The sequence below is a fragment of the Verruconatronum alginivorum genome (assembly GCF_056590205.1).
In genome coordinates, this window is sequence record NZ_JBWPVQ010000001.1 from 914127 (window position 1) to 929256 (window position 15130).

Here is a 15130-nt window from a genome sequence, read left to right on the forward strand (position 1 = left end):
GAGGACGCGGAGCACTCCAAAGAGGCTTCGCCTCGAAAAGCAGTTTCATTCCATGTTGTTCAAGTCGCGGCCCGAGATATTGGCTCCTGGTTCCGCCGAAATTTACTGTTGTCATCAGTGGCTAACTTCGAGCTTATGAAGGGATATCGATGAGGGGAAAGGCGACAGCATCACAACAGGCCCGGCGGGAGGATATCCCCGCCTGGGTTTCCGAAATCGGAAACGCCCTGGACCACTTTCACGGCTTTAATTGGACGGCCAATATTCTTCCCAACAACTACCATTTTTTCATCCGCGAGGACGCCGAACGTCTGACCACCCCGCGCTCTGTCAGTCACAACATCCACAATCGTTATGAACTCACGATCGCGCTGGCGGGATGCGGAATCGTCTGTATCGAGGATAAGTTTTACCGGATGAACGCTGGCGAAATGCTCATCATCAAGCCGGGGCAGTTTCACCATTACGTTTCCGCCGAGGAACCTTTCACCTGGGTGTTTTTCGGTTTTGATCTCAATGAGAACGGACTGATTCCCAATAGTCGACCGGTCCGGGTTTGCACCCCCGAGGATCATGCCCTCTTAAGCGAAGCCGGAAAACTGAGGGGACAAGGGGACCTGTCCGAAATCGACGTATTCAATATCGCCCACAAAATGGGAGTGATTCTCGGGAACATGCAGAAACGGCATGTCGTCCAGCCGCTCAAGAACTATCGCAATGATTCGGTGGACGCCACAAATATGCTGCGAACCATTGCGACCTTCATCCACCAAAATCTGAGCCAGGGAATCCGGACCCAGGACATCGCGGACCAGTTGGGGATGTCCGAGAGCAACCTTCGACGCAAGTTCCGCGACTCTTTCGGTGTCAGCCTGGGCAGCTATCTTCGCCGTTCAACGACCAGTCGCGGACTTCAGTTGATCGGCCAAAGCGATCTGAACCTCTCTCAGATCGCGGAACATTGCGGTTTCAAGACACTCCATTCGTTCAGCCAGGCATTCACTAAAATTCTGGGAATGTCACCTTCGGCCTACCGCAAACATCTGTTGAAAGGAGGCAAACCGATCACGACGCCTCCCCAGAATCTCATTCCTCCGCCACGAATGGAGAAGGCAGAATCCGAAGATTGACGAGAGCCGGAGGCAGTTCGAACCGCTCGGGGTGCACCGCCCGCAACTCCAGGGTCCATTCTCCCGGAGAGATTCCCCGGGTCGAGGTCCGCATGATCTTGGGACCGCCCCCTCCCTCGACCGGAAAGGGATCCATCGCGATGGAGTTCCCGGAATCATCCCGCCACGTTCCCTGCAGGCGGATACCCGTTTCGGCGTTCCCGACCGCGAGAACGAAACCGATCTCCAGATCCTCCCCGCTGATTATGGCGTTCGGTGCTTCCACATTGCCCACGCTGGCTTGAAAGTTCGGCAGGTTCAGCGGAAGTCGCGCCAACACGGTCTCACCGGAGCCCAGCACCCGCAATTGCGCCGACCTCCGCCCCGCCTCCGAGGAGGTGGCACGCATCGTGGAATGAAGCTGAAATGCTCCCGTAGCATCCGATACCCCCGCAGCCACGACGTTTCCGTTCGCACCGGTCAATTCCACCCTCAATCCAGTCTTCTCGCCACCGGATTCCGTGGGTCGGAGGCGGCCTTGGATCACGTTTTGGCCGACTCCCATCGGACCGACCTCCAAGTCTTCAAAATAAAGCCCGCCCGTTCCTCCCCCGAACCGAAGCTGGCCGAGATTTTCCGGTTCGATATCAAACCGGGAATAGATCGGGGACCAGGTCGCCTTTTCCCATCGCCGGGTGGGAAGCATTCGCCCCACATTAAAACCCCAGGTCGCTCCAATTGCCGGGGCTTCCTGCAACCCAAAGTCAGTCCATGGAATAAACACGCGATGGATCGTTCTGCCGGAATCCCCACTGGGTCGCTCGACTTCCACTTTGGCGCCGGTTGACGCGATTTGCCGGTTTCTCTTCAGGGTCCGACTGCCGCTTCCGGTGATCTGGTATTGCAAGGTCGGCCCCCCTCGTCCTTCCGGTTGAACCGCGACGTCCCAGCTGTCCTCCGCCCAGAGGGCGGCATGATCGTCGGGTCGCGGAGACGGGTCCGGAGCCATATGATCACTCACCAGAAGCAGAACGAGACCATCCTGCCTGTAACCGACCTTGCCTTCACCAAAGACCGGCCTGGGCATATTTTCGATCTCGGCCCGGCTTCCCGCCCGTTGCTTCAAATCGGTCAACCGTTCGCCAAACCAAGTGAGGGGTCCCGTCCCTCCTTCCCCGTCAACAGCCGGGAACCCTTCCTGCAAGAATCCGGCTCGAACAATGTGCTCTTTGTCGGCAGCAGAGCTCTCGGTTCCCCGGGGCTGGGAGCTAACCGAGAGAATTCGCGGTGCCCCTGGATGCGCGTCATTCCATTGTTGATACGGCGAGCCGAGGATCCGTTCGCCTTCCTCGATTGCCAGGATCGTCTCCCAGACCACCTTCCGGAAATATGAATCCGGCCGAGTCCGCAAGAGTTGCTCGGCGTCGATTTTATTGAGCGGAATGTCGATCCGAAGGCTCGCCAGTCCCGCTCCCAATCGTTCCGCCTCGTCAGCCAAACCGGCCGCCTCCAGTCGCTCGATCACTTCTTCGAGCTTTCTGAACCAGGCCAGATCCGCCAATCCTTCCTGAACCGTTTCGTAAGGAAAGCTGGAAACCACCCCGTCCGGCTCAATGCGGGAAACCACCCATTGAAACATCGAGCCGACCCAATGATCGGCCCATTGGTGGTTGCCCGTCGCTCCGGTGCGGATGGCATATTGTCCCCACATTCCACGGTCCCATCCCATGTTGAAATTCCAGACCTGTCCTCCCTCAAAGCCCAAGGCGTTTTCCAAAGCGGCAGGCGTCCAATTGTTATACTGCCGGATCCGGACCGCGTCGCGATGCCCACGGTCGACTTCGGTGGGCGATCCGTATCCGATCGAGTTGTCCAGGACATAGCTGCGATCCCCGATGATCTCGCGCAGCACCGGCGTGAAGGCTTCGTATCCCGCGGTCTTCAAGGGAGTGTTTCCAATCTCCTCTTCCGCGAACATGATCGTTTGATCCGTGAGGCCGCGACTTTCGATGACCTCCTCCATCAATCGGATCACCGATGCGTAGAGTTCCCTGGCCCGGGGCGAATAAGCCTCCGCCGATTCCTCGGCAATCCCTTCCGCGCCCGAAATCCTGACCGTGGATGGAAGAGGCGCGCTCCTCGCCTCAGCCGCACTCAAAACTTTTGCCACCGCGTTCGCCCACCAGGAGATGTGTCGGGTATCGAGAGAAATCATCCCGTCCATTCCCGCCTCCCGGTAGGCATCCAACATGATCTCCAGATCGGGGAATGTCGCCTCCACACGCCCTTCCACGTATCCAAATTTCGGGTACACATGAAAGAGATTGGGAGAATTGAAGCCGCGTAATTTCCAAAAGGAGAAATATTCGGCCATGTTCTCCGGCCGCCATTCCGGGGTGGTGAAGTTTCCATAACGGCCGCTCCCCTCTCCGTAAAAATGTCCCGGGATGAACAAACCCCACGATCCTTCCGGGTAGGCAAACTCACGGTCAAGCACCCGGACTCGGACCGGAACGGATTGCCCGTTCCCCCCGCCGTCCATGAAGCGAATCTCCCCGGTGTAGAGTCCCGGAACACTTTCCGGTGGCACGCGAACGCTCACCCAAAACCAGGCGGTCACGTCGCTCCCCAGACCGACACGCTCCACCGGCCGCAGGTAAGTGGTCGCCCATCGCAACTCCTGGGTGCGGCGGTCGAGGCGCGTGGTGTATTGTCCGATCCTGACATCCAGGCTTTCAGCCGGCAAAACGTTCCCGCGGCTGTCGGATAAATCCCCCCAGTTGACCTGCAAATCCTCGACGGACTGAAACGCTCGAAGAGCAACGGCTTGTCCGCGAAGCTCTCCCTTGGAAGCCACGAAATCGAAGCGTGGCTCCAGAGGTGCCAGGGACCATATCCAATCGGGACGCGGGGTGATCCCCATGTCGACATTCCCGAGCAGCCAGCCCCGTTCTCTCGTCTCTGTGCTCAACTCCCAGTTGGTAGCGGAACTCTGGAGAACCGAATGCTCTTCCGGCAGGATGTTGGCGGACGATCCATTCGACTCCGCATCCGCCGGGGTCCCCTGCGCGCAGGAGGAGTTCAGCATGAGGAGGAGGATCGGAAAGAGGTAGCGCTGTTTCATGGATCGAGCGGAAAAATGACGGCGTTTCCATCCACATCGTGACCGCTCCGCAAGGTCGGCTCCAGACGACCGAGGCGGTCGGCCCCGACCAGTTCGATATGGCCATCGAGAAACGCCACCGCCGCCCGGTCATTGTGCCGCAAATGAACACTTCCCCACGGACTTGGCGCCGCGCCGCTTTCCTGGAGAAGGCGAAAAACCTGTTGTCCGACCGAATTCGCCCGGTAGCTGTCGGCCATCAAAATGTAGCGGGACGGTGTGATTTCGGGAGCGTTGAAATTCATCGTGTAGCGCTCATAGTCGGCTCCCCCGAATTGCGAAGGATTCATTCGAGTCGCGTTCGGATCAAACAGATTCAACCCGTATGACTCCCAAGAGTCCCAATTGCGTTCCGGCTTCCACGCGGGGCAACGTGTCGCCTCGCTCCGAGGATCGGTGTACCCTCCATCCCGAAGTTCCAGCGTCCAGAGCCCCACAGTTTGCTGTCCGCCGCGAAAAGTCGACAAGACATTGTTGTGATCGTTAATCCAGGTGAGCATTGCCGTGCTCGTGCTTCGAAGATTTCCGATACACTGCGCCGTCTTGGCGTTCTCGCGGGCTCTGCCAACCACCGGAATCAGGATCGCGGCAAGAATCCCGATGATTGCGATCACCGTGAGCAACTCGATCAGGGTAAATGCGTGCCGGGGTTTTGAAGTCTGGATTATGTTACTCATGGTCTTGAATTAAGGTTTAAATGCTTCGATAAAAATCTATTCCCGGATCCCCCGACCGGTCTCAGTTGGATTCCTTCAACAGGCGAAAGAATCTCCGATCATCCGAAGGATCAAACTCCACGCTGTAGTGATCGTCCACCACGGAATAGGGGCCGGGCACGGTTCCCCATTCCACCAAATCCAGGGAATCCTGCAGAACCCACTCCGACGTCACCGGCCAGGTCACGCGGAGGGGAAGGGTTTCCCCAGCGCCGATCAGCAGAACCGGAACCGGAACTGAATCAACCGGTGTCGCCAACACATGGAGATTGAGGGCGTATTCAGGATTCGACGAGTAGGCGAGAATCGGGTTCGAGGATCCCTCATTGTGACGCCAAATCCGGGAGGCCATTCCCGCCCACTCCGGATCGGCGGCCATCCCGGTCCCGGTAAAACGAACCCGCTTCCAACTGGTCTGCTCATCAAAATGGAGCATCGCGGTATAATGATTCCCCTGGACCATCTGGACGGGGGTTTCAAAGTCGAATTGCAAAAAGCGCCCGGCCGCCGCGTCCGGCCAGGCCCCGGCCGGCAAAACGCCCGTCTGCGTCGAGATCACCTCACCGATATCGCTTCCTCCAAACTGGGACTCGTAAACCGTGACAGTAATCGGAGCGCCCGCGGCTTGAGGAACCGCATCATGCATCAGCAGGGCGAAGCCATGCCAGGTCAGGTCGGCGGGAGATTGGAACGATTGCCCCCAATCCACCCGATCATTGGTCATCCCCGTCCAAGTCGCGAGCGGGTTCGCGGCGGGAGTCGCCGTATTCGCCAGGACTACATTTTCGACGGGAGCTTCGTTTCTCACACTCGCAAAAACCTTCCGTTCCGCAACGACATACAGGTTCAACGCATACTCCGGGTTCGAGGCATAAGCGACAACCGGCTTCCCCGAAAAGGGGGAGTTATGACGGAAAATACGTGGGTCCTGCCCCCCCCACCCGGAAAGCGCCCCTCGCCCTCTGAAACGGACGGCCCGGTCTCCCCCGGCCGTAGCGTTGCCGTCACCTCTGGCATTGAAATGAAGCATGGCCGTGTAGTAACGACCCTCGGTAATCGCAACGGCTGTCCCCAGCTCGAAATGCAAAAACTTGTTGGCGGCATTTGAATTCCAGGTCCCGGCGGGAAGAGTTCCGGACTGCCGGGAGATCAAGGTGCCGACATCACTTCCACCCAAAGTCGATTCGTAAATGTCGATGGTGACCCCGGAATCAGGGGCCCGCGTCCCCGCATCCCACATCTGCAGAGAGAAGCTCCGCCAGATCAGGTTGGCCGGAGCCTGAAAAGATTGCCCCCAATCCTGCCAGTCGGCGGGCACCTGGTTATTGAAGGCCTTCCAGGTAGCCGCGGCGAACGTTCCCTCAACGGTATTCGCGATCACCACGTTCTCGGAAGGGGCATTGTCACCGACTGTGACAGTCACAGCGGCGGTCAGGGGAAACACGATTCCCGCAAGCATCACAAGGGTCAAAAGAGGTGTCTTCATGGGCATTGGAGCAAGTTGTCTGAATAAAAAACCATCCGCTTCAATCAGCATTCAGCCACGCCCCAGCCCTCGGGTCAATCGAATTTAGACATTTTCTTTGCTTTTTTCGCTTTTTCCGACCAAAAATCACCGCGATCGCAAAGGATTGCCTGCGGTTCAAAATATAAGAAACAGCACCAAAGTCATGAATCCACATCAGCAACAATCCCCCGTGCATTCCCTGAAACTTGGCGTCGTCCCGATGGGAAAGTTTGTGTTTTCCCATGAGGATGCGCTCAAGCAAAAGGAAGCTCTCTTCGCCCGGCTCAAGCAACTGAACGTAACCTGCGTGACCCTGGAAGGGGTGATTCCGGACGGCATGGTGCGGGAAATCAACCACGCCGGGCCCGCAGTGGAACATATGCGACGGGAGGGCGTGGACGCGGTGTTTTTGCCCCATTGCAATTTTGGCACCGAGGGGGCCGCGGGGGTAATTGCCCGTGACCTCGGACTGCCCACCCTGCTCTGGGGGCCCCGGGATGGGGCGCCATTGGACGACGGCTCCCGGTTGCGAGATTCTCTCTGCGGACTGTTCGCCTCCAGCAAGGTGCTGCACAAACTCGGTGTGGCCTATTCCTACATCGAGAATTGCGCGGTCGACGACCCGGCCTTTGCCAGTGATCTGGACGTTTTCCTGCGCGCGGTCGCCACGGCCAAAGCCATGCGTAACATGCGCATCGGTTTAATCGGCTCGCGGATCGATTTCTTCTGGACCACCATCGCGAATGAAAGCGAACTGCTCGAGCGCTTTGGCATCCAAGTGCAGCCGATCGACATGGTCTTTTTCATCCGGGATACGCGGGCTCGCCTCCAGGCGAATCGGAGGGCATACGAGAGTGAACTGGACTCCATCGGCAGTTGGCTCGAACTACCGGATGAGGCGGACGTGCGCGAGGGCCTGCTGCACAGCCTGGCCATGCGGGATGTCATGCTCGATGCCGCCGATGAACTGAATCTGAATGGCATCGCCCTGCAGAGCTTTTTCTCCCTGCAGGAAGAACTGGGACCCGGTCTCGGTCTCGGGGTAAGTCTGGCCGAGGAACGGATTCCCATTGCGGCTGAAAGCGATCTGCACGGAGCAATCAGCAGCGTTTTGCTGCGCGCGGCATCAACGTCGGCCGATCCGGTGTTCATGCCCGAGTTCACCAGCAGGCACCCGGAGAATGACAACGCCGTCCTCCTGTGGCATGCCAATGCCCCGCCCTCCCTGCGACACCCCTCGCATGCCAGGATATGCATCCGCCCACCCTGGATCCTCAAGGGTCTCCCGCCGAGCAGCCTCCAGTTCCGCCTGCGTAACGGAGCCCTGACCGTGTGCCGCTTCGACGGGGATGGCGGACAATACCTTCTCGGCTTTGGCGAGGGGCACACGGTGGACGGCCCCCATACCCGGGAATTCTATGCCTGGCTCGAAGTCGATGATTGGCCGCGTTGGGAACGCACCCTGATCGAAGGTCCCTTCATTCACCATTGCTCCGCGGCCTATGACAACTGCGCGAATGTCCTGCAAATGGCCTGCCGATTCATTCCCGGCCTGCGGGCACAACCGTTCAACTTGCCATTGAAGCCGGATGGAACTAAGACGGACAGGTGAAAACGAGCACAGGGAGACGAGACGGCTATGCCGAATTATGGCCGTGGCCGTTCCACTTCGGAGGAGAAGAGAAGGAGGAATAGGCGATGGTTACGCTCTGGTTCTCCATCCTGGTTTGGCTTGGACTTCTCCTTTTCGGCGCACGGCTCTGGCTGACCTGTCAGGAGTCGGGCGGAAAGATCGGCGACTCCGTTGTGAATCTGTTTCTCGGTTTCTGGATTCCGGCGACCTTCTTCGCCTGGGGCCTCTTTTCGCTGCTGGGCAGCAGGACCTGGCTGTTCGATCGGATGCTCCGCCCTTGGGAGATCGCCGGAGGCGCCGCCATCGCGGTCGGGACCACCTGGATCTGCGCCGCTTTCTGCTTCCACTGCTTCGTGGTCTGGCGGAAACACCGGACGCTTTCACGCTACGCCGACCTGGTTACATTCGCCTTCGCGATCGCCGGGCTTGGCGGACTGGCTGTCGCCCTATTGTCGGTAGTGCTCTGATTTACGGTTAAACCGCCCACCCCCAGGCCCCGGGGAGCGGAGAAAGTTAAGGATCGGGGACCAACTGCCGGATCGTTTCGATCAAGGTTCCGGAGTCGCCCGCCTTGGGGAGGAAAGCGGCGGCACCGGCGTCCCGCATCGCTTGGGCCGTCGTTTCGTCGTCCTGCACCGACAACCCGACGACCACCACCTCCGGCCAACGCCGGCGGAGTTCGCGGGTCGCTTCGATTCCGTTCATCCGGGGCATGTTCAAATCCATCAAAACGATGTCGGGCCGATGGCGTTCCACCGCGCCGATCGCCTCGATTCCATCCGATGCCTGGTCGATGACATGGAGCCGGAGGTCGGCTTCCAACACCGCCGCGATCCCTTCCCGGACCACGACATGGTCGTCGACCACCAACACCCGGATCTGCCGTCCTCCCCCGCTGCGCCGTCCCGCGACGGTGGCCCGGCGACTCTCCTCCGGAACCAGCGTCGAGCGCCTTTCCGGCTCGGCGACCTGCCGTTGGGGAATCCAGAGATCGACCCGGCATCCTTTCCCTGGAGCGGTCTCGATATTCAAATCGCCTTCCACGGCGGCGAGCCGCTCCCGGATGCTGAACAGGCCGACGCCGGAACTCCTGTGATCCTCGGCTCCGGCGCCGACGGCGAACCCGCAGCCTTCGTCTTCCACGATCAGCCGCAGTCCGTCTCCTTCTTCCCGCATGACCACACCGGCCGTATCGACTCCGGCGTATTTCGCGGTGTTGAACAAGAGCTCCCGGACGCAGTCGAACAACAGCGCCTTCACGTCGTCGTCGATCTCAACAAAGTTGTCGGGCGCGTCGATATCGACCGTCAGTTTATGTCGCTCCTTCATCTGCGAAGCGAGCCATTGCAAGGCGGCTTTCAATCCGCCTTCGTAGAGGGCGGGCGGACGGAGTTCCCGCGACAGGTTGCGCGCGGTTTCGGTCGCCTCCTCGATCCATGCGCGGGCCTGCTCCACCGCCTCGGTGCCACGCTCATCGGAAACATATTGGCCAAGAGTGCTGGTTTTCATCGTGGCGGCCACCAGCAACTGCTGCAAATCGTCGTGCAGCAACGCGGCCAACCGGCGGCGCTCCCTTTGTTCCGCCGAAGCCAACTCCGCCGCGAGGTGACGGAGCCGCCGCGTCTGCTCCTCGAGTTTCCGGGTCCGCTCGGCGACCCTCTTTTCCAAATCGACGGCGTGCGCCCGCAATTCCGCTTGAGCTTGCGCGAGCGACCGTTCGGCCGAAATCCGGTCGATGAACAAGCCGACCTGATAGGCGATCGATTCCAAGCCGTTCAACAGCTCCTCGTCCGGCTCCCGGATTTCCTCTCCGAAAAACTCCAATACCCCCAACACTTCGCCGCCGCTGAGGACGGGCACGGCCAAGGCGGCACGGAAACCTTCGGCCACCGCCTCCTCCAGACGGTGAAAGTGGAAGTCGGTCTGCGCCGCCAGATCCGGCGCCCAAACCGGCTTCCCTTTTTCCCAGACATGACCGGGAAGGCTCTCGCCCAAGCCGAACAACGACGTCCGGGTGCGCGCCTCAAACTCCGTGGCTTCCGTCCCCGGCGATTTCCAGACGTCCACACACCCAATGCTGTCTCCCCGGACGCACCACAACGCCCCGAAACCCCAGCCGACCGTTCGGCAAATGGCTTTCAACAATCCGGGAGCCGCCGCATCCACCGACGGGGCCCCGATCAAGAGCCGGGTCGCTTCATACTGGGTACGGAGCCGCCGTTCCGACCGCTTTTGCCGGGTAACGTCCCGGACGAACGAGCGGGTATGGACGAATTTCCCCTCTTCCCGAAAGACATTGGCGGAGATCAGGACCTCTTTGATCGTGCCATCCTTGCAACGGAGCTCGGCCGGGAAATTCTCGACGTTTTCGCCGCGATGGTGCTTCTCCAGTTTGCTTCGAAACGATTCTTTGGATACGAAAAAATCTTCAATTTTTCGTCCGACGTATTCGTCGGAAGAATACCCCATCATATTTAACTCCGCTTGATTGGCCCGAAGGATTCTTCCTTCCGCATCGAGCCAATGGAGGCCGATCGGAGCGTTTTCGAAAAACTCGCTGAGGTTGGCCTCGCTGCGACGGATCTTCGCTTCGGAAACCCGTTGTTCCGAAATGTCGGCGATCACGCAGACCGCGCCGATGAGTTTCCGCTCGTTGTCGAAAACCGGATCGACCGTCACCCGCCACCAGACATCGCCGGATGGGGCTTCGAGCCGTTCGCGGCGGCGGGTCTCCCGCATTCGTTCGTAGGGTGCGGCGGGGATCGAAGCGAGTTCGGCGAACTCGAAGAAGGAGAGCCCGTGGAGACCGTTCCGTTCGCGCCCGACCATCTCCGCCAAGGCGAGATTGCACCGCTCGATTTTGGCCTCTTGGTCGATCAGGCAGACTCCGGTCCGGATCGCGTCGAAGGTGGTTTGCCACTGGGCCGCGACGGTCTCCGCCCGTTTCTCGGCCGCCCGCATTCGGAGCAACGAACGCACGGTGGCGACGAACTCTTCCGGCTTGAGCGGGGCGGTCAGGTAACCGTCCGCTCCCCCTTCCAACCCCTCCACCTTGTCCTTGGTTTCCAGAAAAGTGGCGGAGGTGTGGAGGACCGGGATGGAGGCGGTTTCCGGGTTGGTCTTGATTTTCCGGCAGGCTTCGTAACCGAGCATGTCGGGCATCTTCACGTCGAGGACGATCAAGTCGGGTTGGCGTTCGGCCAACTCCAACGCCTCTTTCCCGGAACGTCCCTCCCAGATTTCGTATCCGGCGCGGCGCAAATAACGGGTCGTGGTGTAGAGGTTTTCTTCGGTGTCGTCGATCACCGCGATCACCGTCTTCGCGGGTTCTTCCGGAGAGGATTGCGACGGGTTCGGAGGGAATCCACTCATGACTTCAAATCCGCTTTCTCGGGTTGCCCCAGCCCGGCCATTGCCATCGCTTCGCGGATCCGCGCCACGGCTTCCTCCCGGGAGGAGTGGTTCTTGGACAAAATTGCCACGGCCCCCCGCATGAGGCGGGCCCGCTCCTCTTCGGTCAATACTTTCGACGTGACCATGATCACCGGAATGGCGGCGGTCTCGGGATCGGATTTCAATTGCTCCAACACTTCGAACCCGGTCATGCCGGGCATCATCACATCCAGGAAAACGGCCGACGGTCGCTGGGTTTGGGCCAGCTTCATTCCTTCCCGCCCCCCTTCGGCTTCCAGAATCCGGCAACCGGTCTCGGCCAGCATCCCCCGGAGGACGTAGCGGGCGACTTCGTCGTCGTCGATCAGGAGGACCGGCTCGCTCCGATCTCCTTCGACCAAGGAATTCAACCGCTGGAGCAGCCACTCGCGGGAAACCGGTTTCTCGTGGAAATCGTGCGCCCCCATCGCCATGGCCTTCTTGCGGTTTTCGACCATAGTGATGACGAAGACCGGGATCTCCCGGGTGGCGTCCGCCCGACGCAAATCTTCCAGCAAACCCCACGTGTTTTCGTTTTCGAGCAAGATGTCCAGGAGTATCGCGAACGGACGGAATCGTTTCAATGCCGCGGTCGCTTCCTGCAGGGTCCGGGCGGGAATCACCTGGAAACCGCTCCCTTTGAGATATTTTTCGTAAACGAACAACGTTTCGGAATTGTCGTCGACCACGAGAACCGGACGTCGGGCGGGATCGACCCGCAGGGTCAAGGATGGCACCTCATCGATTTCCGCCGGACCGCCGTAAACGCGGGGAAGCGTCACCGAAAAGGTCGAGCCTTCCCCGAGCCGACTCCGCAGCGAAACCTCGCCACCCAACAAGCCGGCGAGTTTGCGGGTCAGGGCCAGGCCGAGGCCGGTCCCTTTGGCTTTGGTTTGGTGGGGTCCCTCGACTTGGGTGAATTCCTCGAAGATCCGTTCCTGGTCTTCCTCGGCGATGCCAATTCCGGTGTCGCTCACCGCGAAGACGATCCGGTCGTCGACCGCCCGCCGGACCGAGACCCGGACCTCCCCCCGCTCGGTGAATTTGAGGGCGTTGGAAATGAAGTTGCGGAGGATTTGGGAGAGCTTGCTTTCGTCGGTCCGCAACGCCGGGATTTCCTCCGGTTCCTCGAAGACGAGGTCGACCGAGGAGTTGTGCTCCAACAGGGGCCGCAACATTCCGCGCATCGCCCCGAACAATTCGCGGATGTCGAATTCCGTCGGGCGGACCACCGTCTTGCCCGCCTCGACTTTGGCCAAATCGAGGAGATCGTTCACCAGCTCCGAGAGTTCGTTGGCCCCTTTACGGATGTAACGGACCTGCCGCTCCTGCTCCGGATTGAGGTCGCCGTCGAGACGGTCGAGCAACATCTGGGAGAGACTCATGATCGAGTTGAGCGGGGTGCGGAACTCATGGGTCATGTTCGACAGAAACCGGGTCTTCAACTCGGAGGCGCGCCGGAGGAAATCCGCTTTTTCATCGAGTTCGGCGTAAAGCGCGACCACGCCGCGGTTGGTGTCTTCGAGTTCCTGGTTGAGCTTCCGGAGTTCGTCTCCCCGGCGCTGCAATTCGCCCAGGGTCGCCAGCAACTCCTGGTTTTGGCGACGCATTTCCTCGATCGGGTTCTGCGGCTCCCCGGCCGCCATCTCCTTGGCGACTTGCGCCAGAAAAAGTTGGTTGACCGGTGGCGAGCCCGGCGGCAGCTGCTTTTCCAACAACACCGAGGTCCCGGCTCCGGGCTCGGATTCGATGGCGAACCGGTCCATTAAACGCCGGGCCCCGACGATGCCGACCCCCATTCCGGTGGCCGATTGGTAACGTCCCTCGAGGATTTCCTGCAACCGGGCGATCCCAGCCCCCCGGTCGACCACCCGGATTTGCAGGGTGGCGGGCCGCTTCGGCTCGATGGAGAATTCCACCTTCCCTTCCCGGCCGTATTCGTAGGCGTTGCGGGCGATTTCCGAAACCGCCGTGGCGATCCGGACTTGGTCCTGACGGTCGAATCCGAGCAACGAGGCGAGCTGCCGGGCCCGTTGGCGGGCCGATACCACGTCGTGCTCGAACCGGATTTCAACTGTGAGGATCGCGAGTGCCATTGAACTTCACACTGTAGCTCTGCAGACCACCACTGTCACATCGTCGCGACCTCTTTTGAAATCGCGGTAAAGCATTCCAGCGATCAGGGAGGGATGATGCAAAGCGACTCCCGGCAAATTGTCGAACGACCACCGGGTTTTCAAACCGTCCGAATGCATCACCAAAATCGCTTCCGCCGGCCACGGGTATACCGATTCCCGGACCTTCCGCACTTCGTGGCCGACGATGCCGTTGTGCGAGATCAGGGTCCGGTCGCGCTCGCCGCCGAGGATCGTCGCCCCGATGTTGCCGATCCCGGCGTGCCGCACTTCCCCGCCGGTGATCTCCCCGACCGCGACCGCCGCCCCCCGGGTGCCGCGCGCCGCAAGGTGGGCCCGTTCGAGGATCGCCGCCGGAGTTCCTTCGGGAACGGCCCGGAACGCGTGGATCGTCTCGTCGGCCGCCTCCGCCGCGAACCGGCCATGACCGAGGCCGTCCGCCACGATCACCGCCGTCCGTCCGGGGGCCTGCCAGACCGCCCAGGTGTCGCCGCAAATCGACTCCCCTTTCATCGCGACCGCAATACCGCCGGTTTCGACCACGGGATTCTCTTCAACCCGCTTCTGCCCCCGCCGGAAAAACCGGCAGAGCACTCCCGTGCCGCTCCCCGGCAGGGAATAGACGTCGCAGACCGAGGCCAGGCGAAACATCGCCCCCATCCCGGTGCCCGCGCTTCCGGCCGTCGAATAACCGTCCTCCCGGCAGCGTTTCACGTTGGGCATCCCCGGGCCGCGGTCGAGCGCGATGATCTCCAGGCCTTCGACTTCACCTTGCCCGATGGGATTGAACAACAGCTCTCCGTCGCCGGCGTGTTTGACGATATTGCTGGCGAGTTCGGTGGCGACGATCCGGATGTTGCCGGCCTCCGCCTCCGAAAACCCGAGACTCGCGACAAGCCCGGAAACCAGGCGGCGGGCCTCGCCGACTTGGCTTTTCTCCCCGATTTCAAACGATAGGGTGTCTCGGCCGAAGGTCATTTCCAGCGGGTGATGGTGATGGATGTTCCCGCGCCCGGCGCGGATTCGATGGCGAACTCGTTCACCAAACGGCGGGCACCGCCGAGTCCGAGCCCGAGCCCCCCGCCGGTGGTGTAGCCGTCTTTCAACGCCAGCTCGATGTCGGCGATCCCCGGACCGGAATCGCGGAAACAAAGGCGCAAACCGCGGCGGAGTCCGTCGCTCAATTGCTGGATTTGCATTTCGCCGCCTCCGCCGTAGTTGATGGTGTTCCGGGCCAATTCGCTGGCGGCGGTGACCATCTTGGTTTGATCGACCAGGGAAAAACGCAACTCGGCCGCCCATTCCCGCACGCGGCGCCGGGCTTCGACGATGTGGTGCTCCGTTTGCAAGGGAAGGGTCTCTTGTTTGATTTCAGACGGCATGATCACGGCGGGCCCGATTGCCCGTTCGACGCCAGACGCGGCATGATGGTGAA

General features: G+C 60.5%; 11 protein-coding genes. 3 read left to right on the forward strand and 8 right to left on the reverse strand.

Translation table 11 applies throughout. From position 1 onward, the window contains the following. Window positions 1-149: 149 nt before the first annotated feature. The gene (locus ACWUI2_RS03050) at window positions 150-1130 is read left to right on the forward strand and encodes an AraC family transcriptional regulator (RefSeq protein WP_486981394.1); all 981 of its coding nucleotides are present in this window, start codon (window positions 150-152) and stop codon (window positions 1128-1130) included. On the opposite strand, the gene ACWUI2_RS03055 is transcribed toward ACWUI2_RS03050, so the two are convergent. The 4 genes from ACWUI2_RS03055 to ACWUI2_RS03070 all read right to left on the reverse strand — a co-directional run bounded on the left by ACWUI2_RS03055 (window position 1087) and on the right by ACWUI2_RS03070 (window position 6787). Next, a complete protein-coding gene (locus ACWUI2_RS03055) occupies window positions 1087-4233 on the reverse strand; it encodes a hypothetical protein (protein WP_486981395.1) in 3147 nt (1048 codons plus the stop codon). The genes ACWUI2_RS03050 and ACWUI2_RS03055 overlap by 44 nt on opposite strands. After that, window positions 4230-4949, reverse strand: coding sequence for a prepilin-type N-terminal cleavage/methylation domain-containing protein (locus ACWUI2_RS03060; RefSeq protein ID WP_486981396.1), 720 nt, complete (start codon window positions 4947-4949; stop codon window positions 4230-4232). The genes ACWUI2_RS03055 and ACWUI2_RS03060 overlap by 4 nt, the downstream gene beginning before the upstream one ends. A gap of 61 nt (window positions 4950-5010) precedes the next feature. Next, window positions 5011-6474: a hypothetical protein gene (locus tag ACWUI2_RS03065; protein ID WP_486981397.1), complete on the reverse strand. Its 1464-nt coding sequence runs from the start codon at window positions 6472-6474 to the stop codon at window positions 5011-5013. Between the two features lie 40 nt (window positions 6475-6514). Continuing rightward, window positions 6515-6787 carry a hypothetical protein gene (locus tag ACWUI2_RS03070; RefSeq protein WP_486981398.1) on the reverse strand — a complete coding sequence of 91 codons (273 nt, stop codon included), beginning with the start codon at window positions 6785-6787 and terminating at the stop codon, window positions 6515-6517. A 15-nt stretch (window positions 6788-6802) separates the two neighbouring features. Between ACWUI2_RS03070 and ACWUI2_RS03075 the strand changes: the two genes are divergently transcribed. Next, a complete protein-coding gene (locus ACWUI2_RS03075; RefSeq protein ID WP_486981399.1) occupies window positions 6803-8107 on the forward strand; it encodes an L-fucose/L-arabinose isomerase family protein in 1305 nt (434 codons plus the stop codon). Between the two features lie 86 nt (window positions 8108-8193). Next, window positions 8194-8595, forward strand: a complete 402-nt coding sequence (locus ACWUI2_RS03080; protein WP_486981400.1) for a hypothetical protein — start codon at window positions 8194-8196, stop codon at window positions 8593-8595. A 46-nt stretch (window positions 8596-8641) separates the two neighbouring features. Here the strand turns inward: ACWUI2_RS03080 and ACWUI2_RS03085 are convergent, their stop codons facing one another. Genes ACWUI2_RS03085 through ACWUI2_RS03100 form a run of 4 tightly spaced genes read right to left on the reverse strand, consistent with a single transcriptional unit; the run spans window position 8642 to window position 15077 of the window. Further along, window positions 8642-11500, reverse strand: a complete 2859-nt coding sequence (locus ACWUI2_RS03085) for a response regulator (protein WP_486981401.1) — start codon at window positions 11498-11500, stop codon at window positions 8642-8644. Then, entirely contained in the window at window positions 11497-13656 is a 2160-nt protein-coding gene (locus ACWUI2_RS03090) for an ATP-binding protein (protein WP_486981402.1), read from the reverse strand. The genes ACWUI2_RS03085 and ACWUI2_RS03090 overlap by 4 nt, the downstream gene beginning before the upstream one ends. Before the next feature lie 6 nt (window positions 13657-13662). Beyond that, entirely contained in the window at window positions 13663-14673 is a 1011-nt protein-coding gene (locus ACWUI2_RS03095; protein ID WP_486981403.1) for an ATP-binding SpoIIE family protein phosphatase, read from the reverse strand. Next, entirely contained in the window at window positions 14670-15077 is a 408-nt protein-coding gene (locus tag ACWUI2_RS03100) for an anti-sigma regulatory factor (protein WP_486981404.1), read from the reverse strand. The genes ACWUI2_RS03095 and ACWUI2_RS03100 overlap by 4 nt, the downstream gene beginning before the upstream one ends. Window positions 15078-15130 lie beyond the last annotated feature (53 nt).